We start from the raw sequence: 24985 nt of genomic DNA, 5'->3' as shown, positions 1-24985 counted from the left end.
AAAGCTATCAACATGTTTAAAAACCATTATTTTAAACGTAAAAAGGTACTTTCTAAGCCTTACTTTTTTTAGGAATACTAACTTCCTTCAAAAAACAAACCTCGCTTAGAAAGCACTAAACGAGGTTGTTTATTATGAGTAGTATGAAAATTTAGTTTTTTGAAAAGGTTGTGCAACAGTTACTGTTGATTACTACAAGTAATTTTGCATCGCCTAACGTCTTTTCAAAAACAATCAAATCCGGATGGTTCACATAATTAAGCGTCCCATTTTTAGCCACATCCGAACTGCTGTAAAACTGCAACAACGCTCGATAGGCCACCAACATATCCGCATTGGAATTCCATGAAATCGTTTGTCCGGAGGTATAAAGAGTTGGATTACTCACGCCTACCTCCTGTCCCGAATAGAGTAACGGTGTACCATTCATGAACAACGTAGCCGCTGAAGCTGCCAATGCCGCTTTTTTAGTGCCAAATACACCAATTGGCGTGAGTTCGTTAGACAAATCATGGTTGGTGGTAAACCGTAGTTTTCTTTTTCCTGAAGGAACGGGTTCGTTTTCACTAAGGTGTGTAGCATACAGTTGTCCCGCATTGCCGTTAGAAACAAAAATACTTTTCACGGTATTGTAAAAGTCCCAACCAAAATTCATTTGAAATCCGGCCGAAAAATGATCGTTTCTTGTACCTTCAGCTAAAAATAGCAAGTTTTTTGGCGTGCTACTTTGTAACGAAGTGATGGCTTGTTGCCAAAAATCAAACGGAACCAAATCGGCCGCATCACATCTGAATCCATCAATACCGGCTTCTGTAATCCAAAACTTCATCGCAGCAATCATTTCTGCTCGCATGGCTACATTGGTAAAGTTTAAGTCGGCCACATCGGTCCAGTTTGTTCCCGCGGGATGAATAATATTTCCCATCCCGTCTTGGGTATACCAATTGGGATGTTCCGTAATCCATGGATGGTCCCAAGCCGTGTGATTGGCAACCCAGTCCAAGATAACCGCCATATTTCTTTCGTGAGCTGCTGCTACTAAATTTTTTATGTCATTGAAGTTCCCCAACTGCGGATTGACACCCTGATAATCTTTTACACAATACGGAGAACCAAAAGAGTTAACCGTCCCAATGGGGTGAATGGGCATCAACCAAATGGTGTTAATTCCTAACGTTTGTAAATGGTTCAATCGATTGGTTATACCATTAATATCTCCTGCAGCACTAAATGACCCTATATTGATTTCATACATTACAATATCCTTGGTGTCAGGAACCGTAAATTCGGGTGTGTCAATGGTAGAGGAACCCTCATTTTTACTGCAATTAAAAAATAAGCTTACTAATATAACTAATGGAAGTATTTTTTTCATTGATTTGGGGTGATGACTATGTTTTTTTTAAACAGTTTTACAAATGACTAACTAAACGCTAACTTATGGAAAAGATTACGTTTACACAAAATTACGGGACTTTAGTCAATTTTGTTTTATTTTAATGTGCTTTTACAACTTTTTCAATGCTTTAATGTAAAAAAACTCACAACACCGAACAAAGTAACAATCCACCAATCAACATTGAAAATGGAGCGATCATTTGAAAATAAACCGGCTTTAAAAAATCAGCACACCTGTTGGAAAAAGCATGATGTAACGTTCTCGGAACAAAATAAAGCACAAATGATGTTAGCAACATAAACCAACCCGCCAATTTGAAAAAAGTAGTATACTGTACCTGCTCTGCAACGATAAGGAATGCTACAGCCGGAATCATCCGAATGGTAATTTCTGCATAGTTGATAAAGTTGGTGCTTCCCACTTTTCTCAATATAGCTCTAGCTGTGTTTGGCTTGAATAGCATCAGCCCACCTGTTAGGATGAAGAAGATTCCAAACGCAATAAGTGTGACTCGTGCTAATTCATGTAGCATTAGTAAGGGTTCTTTAAAATTTAAAAATACGATAGTGATTGGCTATATCTACAACGGCTTTATTTTACAGCATTTACAAAATAATCAATTAATCATATATTTTTCTCTTCTTCTTCCAAAACATTCTTCACTCCTATCTTAATTTCACCACTACCCTTCGGACCCTGTCACTTGATCCACAAATGAGTTGATCTCCTCTTCCGAATCCATTCCATACGCATTCACCAATAAGGTTTTCTGTGAACCGTCTTTTTTGCTGATAGCATAGAGAATACTGTTGTCAGAGGGATTGGTGAAGCCTTCAAAACGAAAGATGTCATCAATCACCCAATCTGAAGGACGCAACAATTTCAAATCTTCTATATGTATATTCCCTCGATAACCTTCTTGGTTTAATCTATTCATTACTTCTGATAAAGTATCCATAGTATTGGTTTTAATTTTTTGATTGGTTACATTAGTAAACGTAAAATATACTTTTTTGTTGGGTTTAAATTTCGACTTACTCCTCTATGCCATTTAAAATCTTGACCTCAACAAATGAGGTAGGCACACTAAAACCATTAGCAATCAAGGCCGCAACCACATCGTTCATCACTTGCGAGCGGATACTGTTGTGAACCGACCGACGGGTAGCTTTAAACGTATTGATCCAAAACATCACTTTAATTGTAATATTGCTTGAAGTGAATTCGCTAATTGTAATGTTGGGTTGTTTATCTCCTTTTAGCACGCCTTCTACTTGATTTACTGTTTTGAGTAGGATTTGTATCGCCGCTGTAGGGTCACTAGCATAGGCGATGCCCAATGTAAACTCATACCTCAAAAAACCATCTAGCGTATAATTGTACAAAGGATTTTTGAGTATAATGGAATTGGGAATAAACACATCCTTTCCATCAGGAGTTTTAACTAAGGTTTCTCTTATACTGATGTCTTTTACATGCCCTACAATTCCGTTTATTTCAATCAAATCATCTAAACGAAACGGACTCTTAAAGGCAAGAATGATTCCTGCCAAGAAGTTTTCACCGATATCTTTTAACGCAAAACCAACAACAAAAGTTAATAATCCGGCACCTGCTAATAATTTATTGGTAAACGAATTCAATCCCAACAAGTACATCGTAACAAAAACAACCATCGCTTTGAGTGTAAAGCCAATCAATTGTGAAGTGAAGTTGGCCGTGATGTGATTTGGAGATTTCGAATCCAATCGCAACCTCACCCTACGTTGGATAAAACCGGAAATCATAAATCCACCTACTAAGAAAACAACTATAAATATAAAGTTGATATAATTAGCTCTAAAGTACGCAACCATTTGGTTGTAGAAATCGATTGCTGCTTCCATATACTGTTATTTGGAATTCTTTTTTGTAGCAGTTGGATTGCTAACTAGTATTTTAATAAGTTTTTTTATAAAAATACGAATTTATAACTAGTTGCAGTTATACTAGTAATAAATTATACTCCATAATCATTTTGCCCTATGTCGACAATACACCGTCAGTAGTTCGACAATAGTTTGACTTTAATGCGACGAAAACTTTTACGAAACTTTTACTGTTCTACTGCTACATCGATTTTTATAACTAACTTTATAAATGTTAAAATTTACAATTTACTATGCGTGCATAATAAAAAGTACTATATTTGAAATCGTTTGCGTAAAATATGAAAGATAAAACAATAGATTATATCCTTCGGGCAACTTGGCAATCAGTCGCCAGAATGTACAACGAAGAAGCGTCTAAATTTGACGGCTCAATGGCTATCGGGTTTGCTTTGCTTAGTATCGATAAAGAAGAAGGAACGCCTTCCTCCTACATCAGTAACCGAATGGGAATGGAAGCAACAAGTCTTACCAGAACCTTGAAAACATTAGAGGAAAAGGGCTTAATCATTCGCAAGAAAAATCCCGATGATGGTCGTGGTGTTTTAATCTACCTTACCGACTTAGGAAAAGAAAAAAGAGAATTATCCCGAAATACCGTACTGAAATTTAATGAAGTCATTCGTCAAAACGTATCCGATGAAAAATTACAAAATTTTATCGAAGTCGCTGATGTGATTACGGAGTTGATTAATGAAAAGAAGATTTTTTAGAAAGAAAATAGAAGAAAGAGAAAAGAAAAAAGACAGTGGCGTTTAGATTTTTATAATTTCCAAACTGTTGTAAAAGAAGTAACAAATAGAACCAGCGGAAACTCGTAACTCGAAACTCGTAACCCGAAACTCGTAACTCGATACCGCAATAAGAAATAAAAAATGAAAAGAACTATCAAAAAAGTGGCTGTCATCGGTTCCGGAATTATGGGTTCCGGTATTGCCTGTCATTTTGCAAACATCGGTGTCGAAGTACTTTTGTTGGACATCATTCCAAATGCTTTAACCGAAGCTGAAGAAAAGAAAGGTCTTACCTTAGAAAGCAAAGCAGTTCGCAATCGCATTGTGAATGAAAGTTTGACAAATGCCTTAAAGTCGAACCCCTCTCCTATTTACAGTCAGAAATTTGCGAACCGAATTACTACCGGAAATACAACGGATGATATGCCAAAAATCGCTTCAGTAGATTGGATCATCGAAGTGGTTGTGGAAAGATTAGATATCAAAAAACTCGTTTTCGAACAAGTGGATAAATATAGAAAAGTCGGAACATTAGTCACTTCCAATACATCCGGAATTCCGATTCAATTTATGAGCGAAGGCAGAACAGAAGATTTTCAACAGCATTTCTGTGGAACGCACTTCTTCAATCCGGCTCGATACTTAAAATTATTTGAAATCATTCCGGGACCAAAAACGAGTCAAACCGTTTTAGATTTCTTAACTAATTACGGTTCACAATTTTTAGGAAAAACATCGGTCGTAGCCAAAGATACTCCGGCTTTTATTGGTAATCGAATTGGAATTTTCGGCATCATGAGTTTGTTTCACCAAGTGAAAGAGATGGGGTTAACTGTTGAAGAAGTAGATAAATTAACCGGTCCGGTAATTGGTCGACCAAAATCGGCAACGTTCAGAACCGTTGATGTGGTCGGCTTAGATACCTTAGTCCACGTAGCAAACGGAATTCACCAAAACTGTCCAAATGACGAAGCCCACGATTTATTCAAATTACCTTCTTTCATTGATAAAATGATGGAAAATAAATGGCTGGGAAGCAAAACCGGTCAAGGTTTTTACAAAAAAGAAGGAAAAGAAATTTTATCCTTAGATTTAGATACTTTAGAATATAGAGCCGCAAAAAAAGCATCCTTTGCTACCTTAGAATTAACCAAAACAATCGACAAACCTATTGATCGTTTCCGCGTTTTGGTGAAAGGAAAAGACAAAGCCGGTGATTTTTACAGAAAGAATTTTGCGGCAATGTTTGCGTATTGTTCGAACAGAATTCCTGAAATCTCAGATGAATTATATAAAATTGATGATGCGATGAAAGCCGGTTTCGGTTGGGAAAATGGTCCATTCGAGATTTGGGACAGCATCGGTGTCGCCAAAGGAATTGAACTAATCAAAGCCGAAGGTTATGAACCTGCCGCTTGGGTTTCAGAAATGGTGACTTCCGAAAATGCGTCTTTTTATACGGTTAAAAATGGAGCGACTCATTATTATAGTATTCCAACCAAATCACAAGAAAAAATTCCGGGTCAAGATGCGTTTATCATCTTAAATAATATTAGAGAAAGCCATAAAGTTTGGGGTAATTCCGATGCCACAATTCATCATTTAGGTGATGGTATTTTAAACTTAGAATTCCATTCCAAAATGAATACGATTGGTGGTGGTGTTTTACAAGGCATCAACAAAGCCATCGATTTAGCCGAAAAAGAATATAATGGATTAGTGATTGGAAACCAAGGAACTAATTTCTCGGTAGGTGCCAACATCGGTATGATTTTTATGATGGCAGTTGAACAAGAATATGACGAATTGAATATGGCAATCAAAATGTTCCAAGACACGATGATGCGTTGCCGCTACTCCTCTATTCCGGTTATCGTTGCTCCACACGGTATGACACTTGGCGGTGGTTGCGAAATGAGTATGCACGCCGACCGAGTGGTTGCTGCTGCAGAAACCTACATTGGTTTAGTTGAATTTGGTGTCGGTGTAATTCCCGGCGGCGGTGGTTCCAAAGAAATGACCGTTCGTGCCTCCGATTTATTCCGTAAAAATGATGTGGAATTGAATGTTTTACAAGAATATTTCCTAACCATCGGAATGGCAAAAGTAGCCACTTCTGCTTATGAAGCTTTTGATTTAGGTATTCTCCAAAAAGGAAAAGATATTGTAGTTGTAAATCGTGATCGTCAAATTGCGGTTGCGAAACAAGTCGCTTTACAAATGGCAGAACAAGGTTACACTCAACCCGTTCAACGCAAAGACATAAAAGTATTAGGAAAACAAGCTTTAGGAATGTTCTTAGTGGGAACTGACCAAATGCAAGCCGGAAAATACATTTCGGAACACGATCGAAAAATTGCCAACAAATTAGCGTATGTAATGGCTGGTGGCGATTTATCAGAACCTACGTTGGTGAGTGAGCAGTATCTTTTAGATCTTGAACGCGAAGCATTTTTATCACTTTGTACTGAAAGAAAAACGTTGGAGCGTATTCAATTTATGTTGACAAAAGGAAAACCATTAAGAAATTAGATAATAGAAAAAAGAAAATAGAATATAGACTTGACTGATAAAATCTATTCTCTATACTCTATTTTCTATATTCTTAAAAAACAAATAAAATGAAAACAGCATATATAGTATCAGGATTTCGTACTGCAGTTGGTAAAGCACCTAAAGGGGTTTTCCGTTTCAAACGTCCAGACGAATTAGCAGCCGAAACAATTGAACATTTAATGGCTCAATTTCCCGACTTCGACAAAAAACGCATCGACGATGTTATGGTTGGAAACGCAATGCCCGAAGCCGAACAAGGTCTAAACGTAGGTCGCTTAATTTCCTTAATGGGATTAAAAGTAACCGATGTTCCGGGTGTAACCGTGAATCGTTATTGTGCATCCGGTTTAGAAACCATCGGAATGGCGACAGCTAAAATTCAATCCGGAATGGCCGATTGTATCATTGCTGGTGGAGCCGAAAGTATGAGTTTTATTCCAATGGGTGGCTATAAACCAACACCGGATTATGCCGTTGCCGCATCGGGTAACGAGGATTATTATTGGGGAATGGGTTTAACCGCCGAAGCCGTTGCAAAACAATTTAACGTGTCTCGCGAAGACCAAGACGAATTTGCATTTAATTCCCATCAAAAAGCTTTAAAAGCTCTAGCGGAAGGGAAATTTGATAAACAAATCGTACCAATCACGGTTGAACAAACATTCATCAATGAAAATGGTAAAAAAGAAACAAAATCCTATGTCGTAAAAAAAGACGAAGGTCCAAGAGCAGATACAAACGTTGCAGCCTTATCAAAACTAAAACCGGTATTTGCTGCTGATGGTTCTGTAACTGCCGGAAATTCATCACAAATGAGTGATGGTGCTGCTTTCGTATTAATTATGAGTGAAGAATTAGTCAATGAATTAGGCATAAAACCTATCGCAAGATTAGTCAATTTCGCCTCTGCCGGTGTTGAACCAAGAATTATGGGAATCGGTCCGGTAAAAGCTATTCCGAAAGCATTAAAACAAGCAGGTTTGACATTAAATGACATCGACTTAATCGAATTAAATGAAGCGTTTGCATCACAATCATTAGCCGTAGTTCGGGAATTAGGCTTAAATCCTGACATCGTAAATGTGAATGGTGGAGCGATTGCATTGGGTCATCCACTGGGTTGCACAGGTGCAAAATTGTCTGTTCAATTATTTGATGAAATGCGTTTAAGAGGAAGTAAATACGGAATTGTGAGTATGTGTGTGGGAACCGGTCAAGGTTCTGCTGGGGTTTTTGAATTACTATAACTAAAAAACAAAGGAACACGGATTTAAGAAATTTATAAAATTTTAAAAATTTCTCTAATTTTTTAAATCTGTGTTCAAAAAAAATAAAAGATTAAAAAACTAATTATGGAAGACATAACAAGAGGCGGACAGTTTTTGGTAAAAGAAACCAAATGTGAAAACGTATTCACACCCGAAGATTTCTCAGAAGAGCAAATTATGATGCGTGATTCGGTGAAAGAATTTGTTGACAAAGAAATTTGGCCAAACAAAGACCGATTTGAAAAGAAAGATTTTGCATTTACCGAAGAAGTAATGCGAAAAGCCGGAGAAATGGGCTTTTTAAGCGTTGCCGTTCCCGAAGCTTACGGTGGAATGGGAATGGGATTTGTTGATACGTGTTTAGTATGCGACTACATTTCAGGGGCAACCGGTTCATTTTCAACTGCTTTTGGTGCTCATACAGGAATTGGAACAATGCCAATTACTTTGTACGGAACTGAAGAACAAAAGAAAAAATATGTTCCTAAGTTAGCTTCAGGTGAATGGTTTGGTGCCTATTGTTTAACTGAACCGGGTGCGGGATCTGATGCCAATTCAGGAAAAACGAAAGCTGTTTTGTCAGCAGATGGAAAATATTATAACATTACCGGACAAAAAATGTGGATTTCCAATGCCGGATTTTGTTCAGTATTCATTGTTTTTGCTCGTATTGAGGATGATAAAAATATTACCGGTTTTATTGTAGAAAATGATCCGTCCAACGGAATCACGATGAACGAAGAAGAGCATAAATTAGGTATTCGTGCCTCCTCTACTCGTCAAGTTTTCTTTTCTGACACAAAAGTTCCTGTTGAAAATATGTTAGCCGCTCGTGGCGAAGGTTTCAAAATTGCCATGAATGCATTAAACGTAGGTAGAATCAAATTGGCAGCGGCTTGTTTGGACGCTCAACGGCGTGTGACTTCCAACGCTATCAATTATGCAAATGAAAGAATTCAGTTCAACACTCCAATCGCTCAATTTGGAGCTATTCGTTATAAATTAGCGGAAATGGCAACTTCTGCTTATGCGGGAGAAAGTGCTACCTATCGTGCAGCAAAAGATATCGAAAACAGAATTAAATTGCGTGAAGCAGAGGGTGCAACGCATCAGGAAGCCGAATTAAAAGGTGTAGAAGAATTCGCTATCGAATGTTCCATTTTAAAAGTAGCGGTTTCAGAAGATGTTCAAAATTGTGCAGATGAAGGAATTCAAATCTATGGAGGAATGGGATTCTCCGAAGATACACCAATGGAAAGTGCTTGGAGAGATGCCCGAATTGCCAGAATTTATGAAGGTACAAACGAAATTAACCGTATGCTTTCGGTTGGAATGCTGATTAAAAAAGCAATGAAAGGTCATGTTGATCTTCTAGGTCCGGCGATGAAAGTGCAGGAAGAATTAATGGGAATTCCATCGTTTGACACTCCGGATTATTCTGAATTATTTTCGGAGGAAAAAGAAATGGTGGGCAAATTGAAAAAAGCCTTCTTAATGGTTGCCGGAGCAGCGGTTCAAAAATACGGAATGGATTTGGATGCACACCAACAATTATTGATGGCTGCAGCCGATATGTTGATTGAAATATACATTGCAGAAAGTACTGTTTTGCGTACTGAAAAATTAGCCAAAAAAGTAGGCGAAGATAAAGCCAAAGAACAAATTGCGATGGCAAAATTATATTTATACAAAGCCGTTGATGTAGTGGCACAAAAAGGAAAAGAAAGCATCATTTCATTTGCCGAAGGTGACGAACAACGCATGATGTTAATGGGATTACGTCGCTTTACAAAATACACCAATATGCCTAACATTGTTGGTTTAAGAGAAACAATTACCACGAAATTAGTAGCTGAAAACAGTTACTGCTTTTAATAATTTTTAGTTTAGTTTGATTATTTAAAAGGCCACGTTTTTAAAACGTGGTTTTTTTTCCTTAATTCTTGAATAATAACAATTTCAAACCTTTCTATAAGTAAAATAAATAGAAAAAGGATGGTAATTCTTTTTTGTGTAGTACTTTAGTGTTTTCCAAAAATTTACAAAAATGAGAACAACCCTCTCCCTCCTATTTGTTTTGATTGGCTTTTCGTTTCATGGGCAAACAGATTCACGTATTTATGATATTATAAATGCGGTATCCGCTGAAAGAATTGAAAAAGACATAAACACATTAGCCAACTTCGGTACAAGAAATACATTTAGTGATACCGTCTCATCCACCAGAGGAATCGGAGCAGCTCGACGTTGGATTAAATCGGAATTTGAAAAAATTTCCAAAGATTGCAAAAACTGTTTGAATGTCTTTTATCAAAAAGATTATGTTACTACTAATGATGGGGAACGAATCCCAAAAGATACTTGGATTGTGAATGTTGCAGCCATTCAAAAGGGAACAAAATACCCAAATCGATACATTATTATGACTGGCGATATTGACTCGCGTAATTCAGATACTATGGATTTTATGGGAGATGCACCGGGAGCAAATGATAATGCATCAGGAATGGCGGGAACTATAGAAGCCGCAAGAGTTTTGTCGAAATACCAGTTTGAAAACAGCATCATTTATCTGGGTTTAGCTGGTGAAGAACAAGGATTATTCGGTGGTAAAGGTTTTGCGGAATATGCGAAGAAAAACAACTGGGAAATTATTGGAGTATTCAATAACGACATGATAGGAAATATTGAAGGAGTTGATGGTGTTATTGACAATCGAACGTTTCGAATTTTTTCGGAACCTACACCACCTACAGAAACGGAACGCGAACGAAACATGCGTCGCTTTTACGGTGGTGAAGTGGATGGAATTTCAAGACAATTGGCTCGTTATGTGCACAAACAAACACAAACGTATATGCCGGAAATGAATCCAATGTTGGTGTATCGTTTGGATCGATTTGGAAGAGGCGGACACCACAGACCTTTCAATGATGTAGGATATCCGGCATTACGAATTATGGAAGCTCATGAAAATTATAACCGGCAACACCAAAACCTTAGAACAGAAAACGGCATCAAGTATGGCGATGTGATTGAAGGTGTAAATTTTGATTATGCTAGAAAACTAACAGCTGTAAACGCAATTAATTTGGCTTCTCTAGCTTGGGCCCCTCCTGCTCCAACTAACGTATTGATTGGCGGAATCGTTGAGCCAAATACAAAACTTCGTTGGACCAAAACAGAAGACCCATCAATTGTTGGCTATAAAATCTACTGGCGATATACAACATCTCCTCAATGGGAATTTAGCCGATTTGTGGGCAATGTAGATAATTTTGAACTAGAAGGAATTGTGATTGACAACTTCTATTTTGGTGTCGCTGCCGTTCATAAAAACGGACATGAAAGCGTGGTGGTTTTTCCGAGTGATATTATTCGAACTACTTTTAGGAGAAATTAAATTATTTCTCAATCGCATCATAAATAACTTGCTGAATGCGTTCTCTAACGTTGTTTTTTGATAAATTATTTGGAGCATTAGAGTCCGGGAAAGTTCTGTTCGACAAAAAGATATAAACAATTTCCTGCTCAGGATCAGCCCATGCCATTGTTCCGGTGAAACCGGTGTGACCAAAACTGGTCATAGAAGCACAACCACATGTAGGTCCTGCTGTTCCTAATTGTGGTTTGTCAAACCCTAAACCTCTTCTATTCCCTTCAGAACAGAAATAACAGGTATTAAAATCTTCAAATGTCTTTTTAGAAAAATAAGTTTTACCACCGTAAGTTCCTTTTTGCAAATACAATTGCATCATTTTGGCCATATCCATGGCATTCGAAAAAATACCGGCATGTCCATCAACACCACCATTCATAGCAGCTCCCATATCGTGAACATAACCTTGAATGCGTTGGTTTCTAAAATAGGTATCATCTTCTGTGGGCGGAATAACACTCATATCAAATTTACGCAACGGATTATACATCGTATAATGAGCACCAATGGATTGATAAAAGTTTTCTTGAACCAATACATCTAAGGTTTTTCCGGTGGTTTTTTCGATATAATCTCTAAGGACGATAAACGTAAAATCACTGTATTTGTATTCTCTTTTTGGCAACAACTTACTATCGGCAATGATTTTCAAAATGGTATCACGATAATCGTTACGCATGTATAAATTTTCGGCTACTTGCAATGAAAAATCGTTACTATATGATTTTCTATAATAGTTATCTAAAGGTTTTTTATTTGCATCTAATGTGGTTTTATAAAAAGGAATCCAAGGTTGTAAACGAGCATAATGCGAAAGAAAATCTTTAAAATTTATTTTCTCTTTATCTGTTCCTTTAAAAACGGGAAGCATTTCGCCCAACTTGGTATCCATGTTAACCAAACCTCTCTCATAAAGTTGCATCATAGCCGGTAAAGTGGCCATGATTTTTGTCAATGAAGCCACATCATAGATGTCCGTATTTTTTACTTCTGTACGTTTGTCATAATTGTGATGACCAAAAGCCTTTTGATAAATTACTTTTCCTTTTCTGGCAACAAGCACTTGCATGCCGGGAGCCATTCTTTTATCAATAGCATCTTGTGCAATTAAATCAATACGGGAGAGAATTAAAGAATTCATACCTACATTTTCAGGAACTCCAAACCCAAGACGATTATTTTTTTTCAATTGTATTCCGTGGTTGACGGCAAAATCTTCATTGATAGAAACCGGCAATTTCCCTTTACTGTCAATGCTTCCAAAAATGAGTTGCCCCGAAACCGAATGAGCAATCGGATTGTTTTGATAAGAAACAACAATAGCTTCAATGTTTTCCGTCGTTGTTAACTGTAATAGAGAATAGGGTTTCGCAAAAACATCTAAGATTACTTTATTGGTACGTGCAATTTCATACAACCACACCAATTCATTTTCTTTGAAGTCGTGGTTTTTCCAAGCACCATCAGCTTTGTGAAAACCAATAATTACCGTTGAAAATTCCTTGAGCTTTGTAGTAATGCCAAGTAAACTGGAATCAGTTACTTCTGTTATTTCAGCATACTGACTTAAGGTTTCTACAAAAGGAGAATGGATATCGTCACCTAGTTTTACGTAGGCAATTTTTTGTCTTTCCAGATTTTTGATAGGTAAAATTTCGTCTTTATTTTTTAAGACAGTTACTGCTTCCTGATACAAATCATACTGCAGTGCATCATATTCCATGGTATTGATTTCACTGTGTAAATTCAATAAAGAAATAGGTTGGTAACTATGTAAACCGGCTTTAAATTTGTATTCCAAAATCTTTCGAACAGAAAACTCCAATCGTTTTTCAGTCAACGTTCCCGTTTGAAGGGCTTCTTTAATTTTAGTAATAGCAACCGGCACATTCTCCGGAAATAACAAAATGTCATTCCCTGCCAAAAAAGCTTCTAAGTCAATATCTCCTGGCTTTTTGAACGAACTGGCTCCTTTCATGTTTAAGGCATCCGTAAAAATTAAACCTTCAAAATCCAACTCTTTTTGAAGGATATTGGTAACGATGTTATACGATATCGAAGAAGGATAATTGGAACGTTTTTCTAAACTAGGCACATTCAAATGAGCGACCATCACACTTGCCAATCCTTTATTAATCAACTTGCGATAAGGATACAACTCCACGTCATCAATTCGTTCTTTATTAAAACTGATGGTTGGTAAGGTATAATGGGAATCTTTATCAGTATCTCCATGACCGGGAAAATGTTTTCCGGTAGCAAAAACACCTTGACTTTGTAAACCTTTCATTAAGGCTAACGCACGATCGGTTACATTTTCTTTGTCTTCACCAAAGGAGCGATTGCCTATAATTGGATTTTTTGGGTTGGTATTAATATCTAATACGGGAGCAAAATTAAAATGAATACCCATTCTTTTACTTTGTTCGCCCATTTGAGCACCTAATTTTTCAATTAGTTTCATGTCTTGAACCGCCCCTAAGGTCATGTTCCAAGGATAACGATAGGTGGAATCCAATCGCATACTCAAGCCCCACTCGGCATCAATACCAATAAATAAAGGAAGTTTAGATTTGGCTTGAAACCGGTTAGTCAATTTGGCTTGACGAACCGGGCCACCTTGAAAAAATATCAAACCACCAATTTTGTGGTCTTCAATTAACTTATCGATGGATTCAACATGGGCTGAATCTTTATTGGAATAAGCTGCAACCATAAATAATTGGCCTACCTTTTCATCAAGCGTCATGCTTTTATAAACACTATCTACCCATTTTTTTTGAGCATCTGTGGTTTCAAAATAAGTGATTTTTTCTTCTTTTACTTTTTCAGGTACAGTAGCAGAAAATGATTTTTGTAAAACTTCTTCATGCACTGCCACAACTTTTTTAGCCTCGAAATCTTCGACACTTAAAAGCACATAAATTATGGCCAAAAGAAAAATAAGAATACGATATTTCATGTGATTGATTTAGAAGAAGCGACTGTGCCAACTTTCTATAGCAGGAACTTCCCAATATTCGTGCCATTCACCAACCGTATTAACGAGATTATTGAACACAATCGTATTTTCTGAAACAGCTTTTTCTTTTGCCATTCTTTTAAAATCTGTAAGTGTCTTATGTGTAATATGTTCGCCTTGTTTATAGGTCACATTCATTTTATCTAACAAGTCAACAGAAAACTTCTGTTCTAAACTTTGAATAAAAGCAACAGAGGAATCAATGGAGCATCCTGTTGCCATTTGAACCTCCTGATTTACAGCTAAAATAATAAATCGATTGTATTTTACAACAAAAGAAGCTTCTAATCCGGTTCCGTGAGCTGACCAATCGGTAACAAAAGTCATCAAATCATTTTCAATTTGATGCACTTCTTCATCTGAGAATTTTCTATTGCATTGGTAAATCCAAATTTTGGATTCTTCGGGAAGATTTTCAAATGGTATATACATTTTTTTGTTATAATTATATTTTTTTTATGCCTTGAATTACTTTATAGTATCTGAAATCATTTAATTTTGGATCATAAAATTCCTGCTCAAAATATTCAACTGAAACTTTATCGTTTTTTTTAATTAAGTTGTCTGTTATTAGATTTACATCTTCAAAAAAAGTCAAAACTATCAATGTGTGGATTCTTCCATTATTTTCCTTCACTGTAACCATCTGAAAATCAGATTTTTTTGATTCTAAAAACACACCTTCAAAAGTAATATTATCAAGAATTTCATCCTCATCATCACCTTCAAAGTTACCAAATTCAATTATTTTATCTGGACAATGATTTATCATTTTCAATGCAACATCTTCTCCAAACTTTGACATCATTTTAGAATTTTTAAAGTCTAAGTCAATCGATTCATCAAATTTGGATTTATGATTTGAATAGCTATTGATAATACAAAGACCAAATTCTAATTTAATTTTTTCATAATCTCGATTTTTTAAATCAAAATTTTTGTTGACAATGCATTCACAAGATTCTTTTGCAACTATATCATAAAGGGATTCAATATTTTGTCCAAAAAAAGAAATTGGTATAAAAAAAGTAAAAAGTAGGTATTTAATTTTCATTTTATAAATCATTAGCGTTAGCAATCAATTCTGCCACATCCATTACTCTTACCGTTGCTTCTTTTTCTTTGTTTTTTACACCGTCAGTCATCATGGTGTTACAAAACGGACATCCGGCTGCAATAATATCAGGCTTGGTTTCAAGGGCGTCTTCTGTTCGTTCAATATTTACTTCTTTGTTTCCGGGTTCGGCATCTTTAAACATTTGTGCTCCTCCTGCTCCACAACATAATCCATTTGCTCTTGAACGTTTCATCTCTACTAATTCCGCATCTAATTTTTGAATTAAATCTCTCGGAGCTTCATAGACGTTATTGGCTCTCCCCAAATAACAAGGATCATGAAAGGTGATTCTTTTTCCTTTGAATTGACCACCTTCAATAGTTAATCTTCCATCGTCTAATAACGATTTTAAAAATTGAGTGTGATGGACTACTTCATATTTTCCTCCCAATTCAGGATATTCATTTTTAATAGTATTGAAACAATGCGGACAAGCGGTAACAATTTTCTTTACGTCATAAGCATTCATGACTTCAATATTCATCATGGCTTGCATCTGAAATAAAAATTCGTTACCGGCACGTTTAGCCGGATCACCGGTGCAACTTTCTTCTGTTCCTAAAACAGCAAAAGAGATATTCGCCCTATTTAAAATTCGGACAAATGCTTTTGTAATTTTTTTTGCTCTATCATCAAAGCTACCGGAACATCCCACCCAAAATAAAACTTCAGGTTGTTTGCCTTGAGCCATCATTTCTGCCATGGTTGGCACTATTAAATTTTCAGCCATTGTAATGTGTATTGCTATATGTTGGATTTATAGATTTTTGGATTAGTAGACATTTCGAAAAATCTAACAATCTAACAATCTAAAAATCATAATTTTATTCATGGTGTTCGTCATCAAAAACTTGAATTGTCACTTCTTTATCTACTAAATCGGTAAATTTTCCTCTATATCGGGTTGCTTTTACCAAGTGATTGTCTATCCAATGATAATTACCGCCACGTGGTTTTCCCATGACCATTCCGTGATATTTAAAGCCGTATTTTTTTAACCAAGTTTCGGTATATTCACGGTGTGCTTCTGTTCTTGAGGTAAAAAAGAATATAATATGCCCTTCGTCATACCATCGGTTTAAAGTTACTAACGCATCAGGATATACCTCTGCTGTAAGCATTCGCTCCGGTTCTTCGTTTGGAATGTCATCACAGATTGTTCCGTCAATGTCAATTAAATAATTTTTAATTCCGGGAGGTAAAATCGGACTTAAATGTTGTCCGTTTTCGGTAATCGCTTGTAAGTTTTTTTCAATGTCTTCCGATTTCATTTTTTAGTTTTTTATTTAAAATTTCACATTCATTTGACACAACCCCAAGCCTCACTTTTATGGGAATTGTACCTATATATTAATTCTCGTCTTTCCAGTTTAAACGGTCCATTTGATTGTATTGCCAAGGAGCTCCGTTGTTTTCAATGTTGGTCATCATCGCATTTAATGGCATTGGTGCAGCACTTTGTTCCATGACCAAATAACGACGCATGTCCATGATTATCGATAACGGACTAATGCTTACCGGGCATTCTTCAACACAGGCGTTACAAGAAGTACAAGCCCACAATTCTTCCGGTGTGATGTAATTATTGAGTAACGCTTTACCATCATCCACAAAGGTACCTTTGTTAGCATCGATATTTTTGCCTACCTCTTCCAAACGATCTCTGGTGTCCATCATGATTTTTCGGGGAGATAGCTTTTTCCCGGTTTGGGTAGCCGGACATGAAGACGAACATCTTCCGCATTCGGTACAAGTGTAAGCGTTTAGCAATTGCACCCAATTCAAATCGGTTACATCACTCGCTCCGAATTTTGAAGGAACAGCATCAGGATTGGCAGGAGCCGCAAAAGGATCTGCTGATGGATCCATCATTAATTTTACTTCATTGGTCACACTTTCTAAATTGTCAAACTGTCCTTTCGGATGCAAATCGCCAAAATACGTATTAGGGAAAGCCAATAAAATATGAAGGTGTTTGGAAAAATACAAGTAATTCAAAAAGATTAAAATACCAACAATGTGCAGCCACCAAGCGGTTCGCTCAATTAGAATAACACTTCCGGTTGCCATTTCCTGAAAAAATACAGCAACGTATTGCGATACCGGAAAACTTCCTGCAATAGGATAACCCGCAGTGCCACCACTTAAATGTTGCAAATGATAATCAGCCGCATTCATTACCAAGAAAAGCGTCATCAAAACGATTTCAAAATATAAAATATAATTGGCATCTGACTTTGGCCACCCTTTTAAGTCAGAACTTATAAAGCGTTTTAAATTGATGGCATTTCTTCTGATCCAGAAAGCGATTACGGCTATGATAACTAGTAAAGCTAAAATTTCAAACGAGGCAATTAATACATCATAAAAACCACCCATGAAAGCAAAAACACGATGCGTACCAAATAGTCCGTCGATAATGATTTCAAGTAATTCTAAGTTGATAATGACAAAACCGATATAAACGATAATATGTAAAATTCCGGCTATTGGTCGTTTGACCATTTTTGATTGACCAAGAGCAATCATCGCCATGTTTTTCCAACGTTGCGAGGAATTATCGTTTCGGTTGATGTCTTTGCCTAATTTAATATTGCGAACTAACTTTTTAACATTGGAAATAAAAAATCCGAAACCAAGTAGCAGAATTAAAGCAAAAAGTAAATTATCTAAATAGCTCATAAAGCATTATTTTTTATTAGAAATCGTATCGTTTACCGGGGCAATATAAGGTTTGTTTTTCTTACCAAACAAAGAAACATTTACATACCTTGTTGGATTTAATCGCAAATCCTGTAACAACAACTCCAACTCTTTCGATGACTTAGAAAAATTGTTATATAACGTTTCATCTTTAAACATTTTACCCATTGTTCCTTTGCCCGACTGCACTTCGTTCATAATTTTATCTACATTGGCTAAAGTAGTTTCTAACTTTTTAACGGTTTCGCCAATGTTGGCTTTGGCCAAAGAATCTGAAATTTTAGAAAAGTTAGCAGTCGTTTTTTCCATATTCGTGGTGGTCGAATTTATCTTAGCTTTATTTTCAGCCAACATCGAATTGATGGAACTTGATGTTTCACTAAAACCGGTGAGCACCTCGTTCAATTTTACAACACTGTTTCTTAGATTCGCTTTGGTATTTTCATCCAAAACTTCATTCAAACCAATCAATAACGAATCGGCACTAACCATCATACGTTCAATTTTTTCTTGTAACGGTGTCAAACGCTCACTGACTAAATCCGTCAGACCCGCTTTTACATCGCCTTTCAAAATATCGCCTGATTTTGCAAGCGTAGCATCGTTAGTGTTGGGAACTATCTGAATTTGCTTGCCTCCAATCAATCCTGGTTCATACAAACGGGCAATGCTGGATTTTGAAATTTCATAATCATTATTGATTTGAAGTTCAACAATGGGTTTCCAGTTGTTTTTATCAGAAAAACTGATGCTTTTTACTTTTCCTATAATCAATCCGTTAATGGTTACCGGTGCTGAAGAGGCCAAGCCTTCAACATCGTTGTATTCCACATAAAAAGTGTTGTAACTGGTTAAAATATCGGTACCCTTTAAAAAACTATAGCCCCATATAAATAATAATATGGAGCAGATAACCAAAATAGCGGTTTTAATTTCTTTCGTTAGTTTCAAAATATAAATGTTTTAAGCAAAATTAGTTTAATAATTAATTTTTCTTCATGCTTTCTTCTAATTTTATTTTCTTACCCTCTTTAAAAGCCACAATAAAGGGAGCTTCATAGCCTTTTTCTTTGGCCGCTTTTACAAATTGCTGAGCTTCACTATAACTGGTAGTGGCTTGAAAATAATATTTATACAAACCGCCCTCTTCAAAAATAGAGATGGGTTGCAATCCTTTAAAGTTGCCCGGTGTCGTTTCTAATAATTTACCACTTGCCGATAGTTGAACTTTGAAAACGACAGCAGTAGCATCAAATGTTTTGTTTGCTGGTGTTACTTTAGTTTCTTTTACTTCCGGAGTGCTTTTCTGTGGTTCTTGTTTTGCAACCGAAACATTTGGTTTTTCAACAACTTGTTTTACGGGTTTATCAGGAGTTGAAACAACTGATGCCGTTCCGTAATATTCTTTTTTATAACTCAAAATTCCTTCAGCTACAGCTTTAGCCAATTCGTCTTGGCCTTTTTCTGTGTTTAGATAAGCTCCCTCCACTTTATTAGATAGAAATCCAAGTTCCACTAAAACGCCTGGCATGACTGTTGCATCCAACACCCAAATAGGGGCTTGTTTCACACCTCTGTTTTTTCGATTCAAATCATTGGTGAAATTATCTTGAATCTTACTGGCAAGTGTGATACTCTGATAGAGATTCTCTTCTTGAATAATTTTTAAACCAATTAATGTTTCCGGATTATTAGGGTCAAAACCGGCATATTTTACTTTGTAGTCAGCCTCTAAGGTAATAACGCTGTTTTCCTTTTTGGCTACTTCAAGGTTGGTGGCATTTCGGGTCAATCCCATCACAAATGTTTCTGTTCCGGATGGTTCGTGACTCTTAACGCCGTTGCAGTGAATCGATACAAACAATTGAGCATCGGCTCTATTGGCAATATGTGCACGTTGCGTCAATTCGATAAAAACATCGGTTTTACGGGTATACACAATTTCAATATCATTGTATTTTTCTAAAAGCTTCCCTACTTTTAAGGTGACATTTAAAGCAATGGACTTTTCTACAAAACCATGATGAATGGCCCCAAAATCCTTACCGCCGTGACCGGCATCTAATACAATTTTAAATTTTGAATTAGTTTGACCAAACAAGGTAAAAGAGGAAATTAGAAATAAGGTAAAAACGAAATATTTAGTATGTTGGAGCAATTGCATAATTTTAAAAGTTAATTTTAATAAAAACTCTGTATCGATAATTTTATTATTTACTTAATTTTGGCCAAAATTTATATGTAAGTTTGGCATTTCAAAAACTAAGCCACATTTTTACAAAAATAGTATTTAAACAGTTGCGTACAAACTTATTTCATATCGTTTTATCAGCATTTTTCCTAACAATCGGAAGTTTTCAGACAATGGCACAAGAGTTACCCAAAAAGCCACTGGTTGTAACCCCTGAAAACAAGGCAGATAGCATCACGCCGGTAGTAGTAACGCCACTTATTGTTAGTGATACCATAAAGAAAGATACCCTACCTGAAACGTTTAAAAAAGCACTGTTAGAGGGAAAAATCAAATACAGAGCAATAGATTATTCAAAAATTGATCAAAAAAATAAAGTCATTACGCTATATGACCAAGCGGAATTGTATTATCTGGATATCGAATTGCAATCGGGAATTATTGTCATGGATTATGAAAAAAGTGAAATCTATGCCGGTAGAATAAAAGATTCAACTGGAAAATATACGCAATACCCAAAATTCAAACAAGGATCCAATTTGGTGGAACCCGACTCCATTCGTTTTAATTTTAAAACTAAAAAGGCTTTAATTTGGAATTCTAGAACCGAACAAGGTGATATCAAACTCAAAGGAGAAATCAGTAAAAAAGAAAATGACTCCGTCTATTTTATAAAAAGTGCCCGAATTACCACTTCTAAAGACATTGACGACCCCGAGTATTACTTTTTAGCTTCTAAAATTAAATTAGTTCCCGGAAAGAAAGTAGTAACCGGTTTTACCAATATGTACATTGCTAATGTGCCAACCCCGCTTTTCTTACCTTTTGCCTTTTTTCCCATGTCTGAAAAAAGCCAATCAGGTATCATTGTTCCTGCTTTTCAAGATACGAGACGTCAAGGGTATTCTTTGCAAAACGGCGGACTCTACCTCGCCTTGAATGACCATTATGACTTGGCTATTTTAGGCGATTATTTTACTAACGGAAGTTATGGTCTGCGTTTTCAAAGTGATTATGCTTTGAAATACCGTTTTAGAGGTACGCTGAATGTGCGTTTTGAAAACCTGATTCAAAGTGAAAGAGGGTTTCCGGATTATTCCAAAACAAATATTTATAACATACAATGGTCGCATGCACAAGATGCGAAAGCCAATCCTAATTCAAGGTTTTCTGCGTCGGTGAATTTAGGAAGTAGTAGGTATTATCAACAGTCTTTAAATCAGGTAAATATAGGTTCAAACTTAAATAACAACTTAAGTTCTTCTATTTCGTATTCTAAAACATTTAATAGTGTGCCGCAAGTGAACTTTTCGGTAACCGCCACTCACAATCAGAATACCAACACGCAAGAAATCAACATGACGTTGCCGACTTTTCAAGCAAGTGTAGACCGGATTTTTCCCTTTGCTCCTAAAGATGGTATCAAAAAAGGTCTTATAAAGAACATTAACTTACAATACAACATCAGAGGAGAAAACCGAATAAGAACAACGGATTCCTTATTCTTCAAATCGGAAATGTTTCGCGATGCCAGAAGCGGTTTCCAACATAGTATTCCTTTGTCTACCAACTTTAAAATTTTCAGGTATTTCAGTGTTTCAGCAGGTTCCAATTACAATGAAGTTTGGTACCTTAAAACAATCAACAGAACTTTTGATTCCGATTTAAATAGAGTGGTTACCACAGATGTTAATGGTTTTGATGCGTTTAGAACCTATGATTTCAACACTAGTTTGGGAACCACGATTTATGGTACCTTTAATTTTGGTGAAGATAAAAAGTGGCAATCAATTCGGCATGTAGTTCGTCCCGCAGTATCGTACAATTACACACCTAGTTTTGAAAAATATTACGACACCTACGCTATGGATGCATCCGGTAGAATGCAAGATTATTCGCGTTTTGAACAAGGTATTTTTGGTGCTCCCGGAAAAAACAACTCTAACAATATTGGTTTTAGTTTAGGTAATTCATTTGAAGCGAAAGTAACCGATAAAGATTCTACGAAAACGGAACCAAAAAAAATCATGTTGTTAAGTAACTTGAATCTGTCAACCAGTTATAATATTGCTGCCGATTCCTTAGGCTGGTCACCGCTACGAGTAAGTGGTGGAACCAATTTATTTGACAATAAAATGGCTGTAAATTTCGGTACCACATTAGACCCTTATGCAATCAGTAATTCTGGAAGAAGAATAAACACCTATAATATCGATAACGGCGGTAGTTTGTTTCGAATGACCAGTGCCAACATGACTTTAAATTATTCCTTTAGTTCAAAGGATAAAAATGACCCCGAAAAGAGTAGTACGCAACAAGGGGTTCGAAATGGAGGTCGTGAAGACGATTTGTTTGGTACCAACGTAGATTTTACTGACCGTAGACAAAGTCAATTTGGTTCCGATGATGATTCTGAAGAAAAGATAGCCGAATTTTTCAATGCGGTCATGCCTTGGAATTTAACCTTGGCCTATTCGTTAACCTACAGCAACGTTAACAGAGAAAGTAGAATAACCGGAAACTCTTTGATGGTTTCAGGAAATATCGACATCACTCCGCGTTGGAAAATGGGAATATCTTCAGGATATGACTTTGTACAAAAAGGCGTTACCTTTACGCAATTCCGTTTTGAAAGAGATTTATTGAGTTGGCGAATGGATTTTAACTGGTCACCTTATGGAGAAAATGCCTTTTGGGGCTTTTATATCGGGGTGAAATCAGCAGTATTTAGTGATATTAAACATGAAAAACGTTCGTTACCGGATCGCGTTTTACGATAATTTCAAAATAAGCATATGAAAAAAATAATCAGAACTACAAAAGCTCCTGCTCCTATCGGTCCCTACAACCAAGCGATTTTAAGTGGCGATACCCTATTTATTTCCGGACAAATTGCTATCAATCCTGAAACCAATGAAATGGTCTTAGATTCTATAGAAAACGAAACCAATCAGGTGATGCAAAATTTAAAAGCAATTTTGAATGAGGCTGATATGACCTTTAATAATGTGGTAAAAACAGCCATATTTTTAAACGACATGCATAACTTTTCGGTGGTAAACAGCGTTTACGCAAAATATATTGACGAAGAAACAGCTCCGGCCAGAGAAACGGTTGCCGTAAGTGCACTGCCTAAGTTTGTCAACGTAGAAATTTCTATGATTGCTGTGAAGTAGTTACTTTTCTATTTTTAAGAAGAACAAAATGAAATTAATTCGCTTTTTAGCACTTTCTGACGAAGAACAATATGATACCCTTTTTTTGAAAGGGAACATTGTGGCTGTGAAAAAAGAGCAATCAGTGATTAAAAAATTATATACGTTGAGTTCGTTTTTTGTGGAAGTACACTTTCATCATGAAACCAACGAAATCATGTATAAAAAAATCTTTAAAGACGGCGAACTGCTGGACAATTACCTAAAAAACATTGAGATAAAATAGTTTATTGCCCGCCAAATATAGGCGTACCGTTTTTTTGCAGTACAAATCCTTTCCAAGCAATTAACTGATACGCTTCATTGGTCCAGTTCCCATCTTTGCCTTTAGTCAACAGAAATCCTTCCTTTTCTTGGGGTAAAAAAACTTCTGCTGTGGCTAAATCTTTTGAAAAAATAACAAAGGCCGGATCACCACTAACCATAGCTCCATTTTCTAACGGATTTAATCTAGGAGTTAACGCACTAGTGTCAATACAACCTTCTCTCAGTAAGGATTTTTTATATCCAAAATCTACCGGACATTCTGATGCTGTACAAGTTACTTGTTGCAAAACAATAGATTCCGAAAAAGTCAGTAACGATTTATTTTTAAATCTTGCTTGATTACCGCTCACTTCAATATCACCAAAACCTTCAATAAGCCTACCCTCCTGAATTTTAAAGGCTACTTCCCTACTGCTTGCAATGCCTTCTGATACAAAATCAAAGACGCCATAAAAAATAGCACCTTGAATGACTCCTTTTACAGTGCCGGTGTTTTTGTCTTTTCCGGACAAGGAATAGTTCAAATAGCCGGATATCGAATCGGATACGTCCGTTATTTTTAATTTGACCTGCGAATCGCCGTCAGACATTTCATAACATGATAAGGTCAAGGCTGCTGTGGTTGCTTCCGAAGATACTACTTCAGCAGCTTGTTTTTTAATGCTTCTTTCACAACTGAAAAAGATAACAAAAAGACATACGAAGGGTGCAATTTTTCTCATAATTGATACTAATTAAGTGTACAAACTGATTACATAAGAACTTATTGTAATTAATTTATAACCGGTTTGAAAAAGCGGCACGCCTCTTTTTCTACTTAGGAAAATTTGCTGTTATGGTAGTATAAAAGTAATCAATTTTAACATACTTACTACTACACTACCGAATAATAATTAACAATTGGGTGTTCATTACTTTAGAGGCAGTGATTAGTGATTAGTGAATAGTGATTAGTAATTAGTGAATAGTAATTGCTAATTTGTACTTAGTTTAAACAAACATCCTGTCTATATTCTATGGGGAGTGTTCAATAAACTGTGTCATTTCATTTTATTCTATCACTAAAATACGCATTTAAATCATTTTGAATAGCAGACCAGTGAAAAATTTGTCCATTCCATCTAGTTTGTGCGTTCATAATAGCTA

21 protein-coding genes are annotated in these 24985 nt (G+C 36.2%); 8 read left to right on the top strand and 13 right to left on the bottom strand.

Annotated elements, in window-relative coordinates; genetic code table 11:
- Window positions 1-151: 151 nt before the first annotated feature.
- From IEV15_RS14120 to IEV15_RS14105, 4 genes are all read right to left on the bottom strand, one after another.
- Entirely contained in the window at window positions 152-1375 is a 1224-nt protein-coding gene (locus tag IEV15_RS14120; RefSeq protein WP_188363190.1) for an alpha-amylase family glycosyl hydrolase, read from the bottom strand.
- Window positions 1376-1541: 166 nt separating this feature from the next.
- Window positions 1542-1931: a hypothetical protein gene (locus IEV15_RS14115; RefSeq protein ID WP_188363189.1), complete on the bottom strand. Its 390-nt coding sequence runs from the start codon at window positions 1929-1931 to the stop codon at window positions 1542-1544.
- A 150-nt stretch (window positions 1932-2081) separates the two neighbouring features.
- Entirely contained in the window at window positions 2082-2357 is a 276-nt protein-coding gene (locus IEV15_RS14110) for a phosphoribosylpyrophosphate synthetase (protein WP_188363188.1), read from the bottom strand.
- 76 nt (window positions 2358-2433) lie between these two features.
- Window positions 2434-3285: a mechanosensitive ion channel family protein gene (locus tag IEV15_RS14105; RefSeq protein ID WP_188363187.1), complete on the bottom strand. Its 852-nt coding sequence runs from the start codon at window positions 3283-3285 to the stop codon at window positions 2434-2436.
- A 323-nt stretch (window positions 3286-3608) separates the two neighbouring features.
- Between IEV15_RS14105 and IEV15_RS14100 the strand changes: the two genes are divergently transcribed.
- The 5 genes from IEV15_RS14100 (at window position 3609) to IEV15_RS14080 (ending at window position 11288) form a co-directional block, all read left to right on the top strand.
- Complete coding sequence (locus IEV15_RS14100) at window positions 3609-4040, top strand: MarR family winged helix-turn-helix transcriptional regulator (protein WP_188363186.1); 432 nt, start codon at window positions 3609-3611, stop codon at window positions 4038-4040.
- Between the two features lie 162 nt (window positions 4041-4202).
- Window positions 4203-6593, top strand: a complete 2391-nt coding sequence (locus IEV15_RS14095) for a 3-hydroxyacyl-CoA dehydrogenase/enoyl-CoA hydratase family protein (protein WP_188363185.1) — start codon at window positions 4203-4205, stop codon at window positions 6591-6593.
- Between the two features lie 89 nt (window positions 6594-6682).
- Window positions 6683-7864 carry a thiolase family protein gene (locus IEV15_RS14090; RefSeq protein WP_188363184.1) on the top strand — a complete coding sequence of 394 codons (1182 nt, stop codon included), beginning with the start codon at window positions 6683-6685 and terminating at the stop codon, window positions 7862-7864.
- A gap of 105 nt (window positions 7865-7969) precedes the next feature.
- On the top strand, window positions 7970-9760 hold the full coding sequence (locus IEV15_RS14085) for an acyl-CoA dehydrogenase FadE (RefSeq protein WP_188363183.1): 1791 nt from the start codon (window positions 7970-7972) through the stop codon (window positions 9758-9760).
- 172 nt (window positions 9761-9932) lie between these two features.
- Complete coding sequence (locus IEV15_RS14080) at window positions 9933-11288, top strand: M28 family peptidase (RefSeq protein WP_188363182.1); 1356 nt, start codon at window positions 9933-9935, stop codon at window positions 11286-11288.
- A 1-nt stretch (window position 11289) separates the two neighbouring features.
- Here IEV15_RS14080 and IEV15_RS14075 read toward each other — a convergent pair whose 3' ends face one another.
- The 8 genes from IEV15_RS14075 to IEV15_RS14040 form a co-directional block, all read right to left on the bottom strand.
- Window positions 11290-14286, bottom strand: coding sequence for a serine hydrolase domain-containing protein (locus IEV15_RS14075; protein WP_188363181.1), 2997 nt, complete (start codon window positions 14284-14286; stop codon window positions 11290-11292).
- Window positions 14287-14295: 9 nt separating this feature from the next.
- Window positions 14296-14778, bottom strand: coding sequence for an ABC transporter ATPase (locus IEV15_RS14070; RefSeq protein ID WP_188363180.1), 483 nt, complete (start codon window positions 14776-14778; stop codon window positions 14296-14298).
- Window positions 14779-14791: 13 nt separating this feature from the next.
- Complete coding sequence (locus IEV15_RS14065; RefSeq protein WP_188363179.1) at window positions 14792-15400, bottom strand: hypothetical protein; 609 nt, start codon at window positions 15398-15400, stop codon at window positions 14792-14794.
- Between the two features lies 1 nt (window position 15401).
- On the bottom strand, window positions 15402-16193 hold the full coding sequence (locus tag IEV15_RS14060; protein ID WP_188363178.1) for a (Fe-S)-binding protein: 792 nt from the start codon (window positions 16191-16193) through the stop codon (window positions 15402-15404).
- Window positions 16194-16287: 94 nt separating this feature from the next.
- Window positions 16288-16734, bottom strand: coding sequence for an LNS2 domain-containing protein (locus IEV15_RS14055; RefSeq protein WP_188363177.1), 447 nt, complete (start codon window positions 16732-16734; stop codon window positions 16288-16290).
- Window positions 16735-16813: 79 nt separating this feature from the next.
- The gene (locus IEV15_RS14050; RefSeq protein WP_188363176.1) at window positions 16814-18145 is read right to left on the bottom strand and encodes a 4Fe-4S dicluster domain-containing protein; all 1332 of its coding nucleotides are present in this window, start codon (window positions 18143-18145) and stop codon (window positions 16814-16816) included.
- Between the two features lie 6 nt (window positions 18146-18151).
- Complete coding sequence (locus tag IEV15_RS14045) at window positions 18152-19117, bottom strand: MlaD family protein (RefSeq protein WP_188363175.1); 966 nt, start codon at window positions 19115-19117, stop codon at window positions 18152-18154.
- 34 nt (window positions 19118-19151) lie between these two features.
- Window positions 19152-20330 (bottom strand): N-acetylmuramoyl-L-alanine amidase family protein, encoded by a 1179-nt coding sequence (locus IEV15_RS14040; protein ID WP_188363174.1) that lies wholly within the window; start codon window positions 20328-20330, stop codon window positions 19152-19154.
- A gap of 83 nt (window positions 20331-20413) precedes the next feature.
- Here IEV15_RS14040 and IEV15_RS14035 point away from each other — a divergent pair, with 83 nt between their 5' ends.
- The 3 genes from IEV15_RS14035 to IEV15_RS14025 are packed head-to-tail and all read left to right on the top strand — an operon-like array spanning window position 20414 to window position 23798.
- Window positions 20414-23137: a putative LPS assembly protein LptD gene (locus tag IEV15_RS14035; RefSeq protein WP_188363173.1), complete on the top strand. Its 2724-nt coding sequence runs from the start codon at window positions 20414-20416 to the stop codon at window positions 23135-23137.
- 15 nt (window positions 23138-23152) lie between these two features.
- Window positions 23153-23533, top strand: a complete 381-nt coding sequence (locus IEV15_RS14030; RefSeq protein ID WP_188363172.1) for a Rid family detoxifying hydrolase — start codon at window positions 23153-23155, stop codon at window positions 23531-23533.
- A 28-nt stretch (window positions 23534-23561) separates the two neighbouring features.
- Window positions 23562-23798 carry a hypothetical protein gene (locus IEV15_RS14025; RefSeq protein WP_188363171.1) on the top strand — a complete coding sequence of 79 codons (237 nt, stop codon included), beginning with the start codon at window positions 23562-23564 and terminating at the stop codon, window positions 23796-23798.
- Window position 23799: 1 nt separating this feature from the next.
- Here IEV15_RS14025 and IEV15_RS14020 read toward each other — a convergent pair whose 3' ends face one another.
- Entirely contained in the window at window positions 23800-24561 is a 762-nt protein-coding gene (locus IEV15_RS14020) for a hypothetical protein (RefSeq protein WP_188363170.1), read from the bottom strand.
- Between the last annotated feature and the right edge of the window lie 424 nt (window positions 24562-24985).

The sequence above is a fragment of the Flavobacterium orientale genome, assembly GCF_014638005.1.
In the GTDB taxonomy this organism is placed as follows: domain Bacteria; phylum Bacteroidota; class Bacteroidia; order Flavobacteriales; family Flavobacteriaceae; genus Flavobacterium; species Flavobacterium orientale.
Note: the sequence above shows the minus strand (reverse complement) of the source record. Positions and strands in the feature narration are given on the sequence as shown.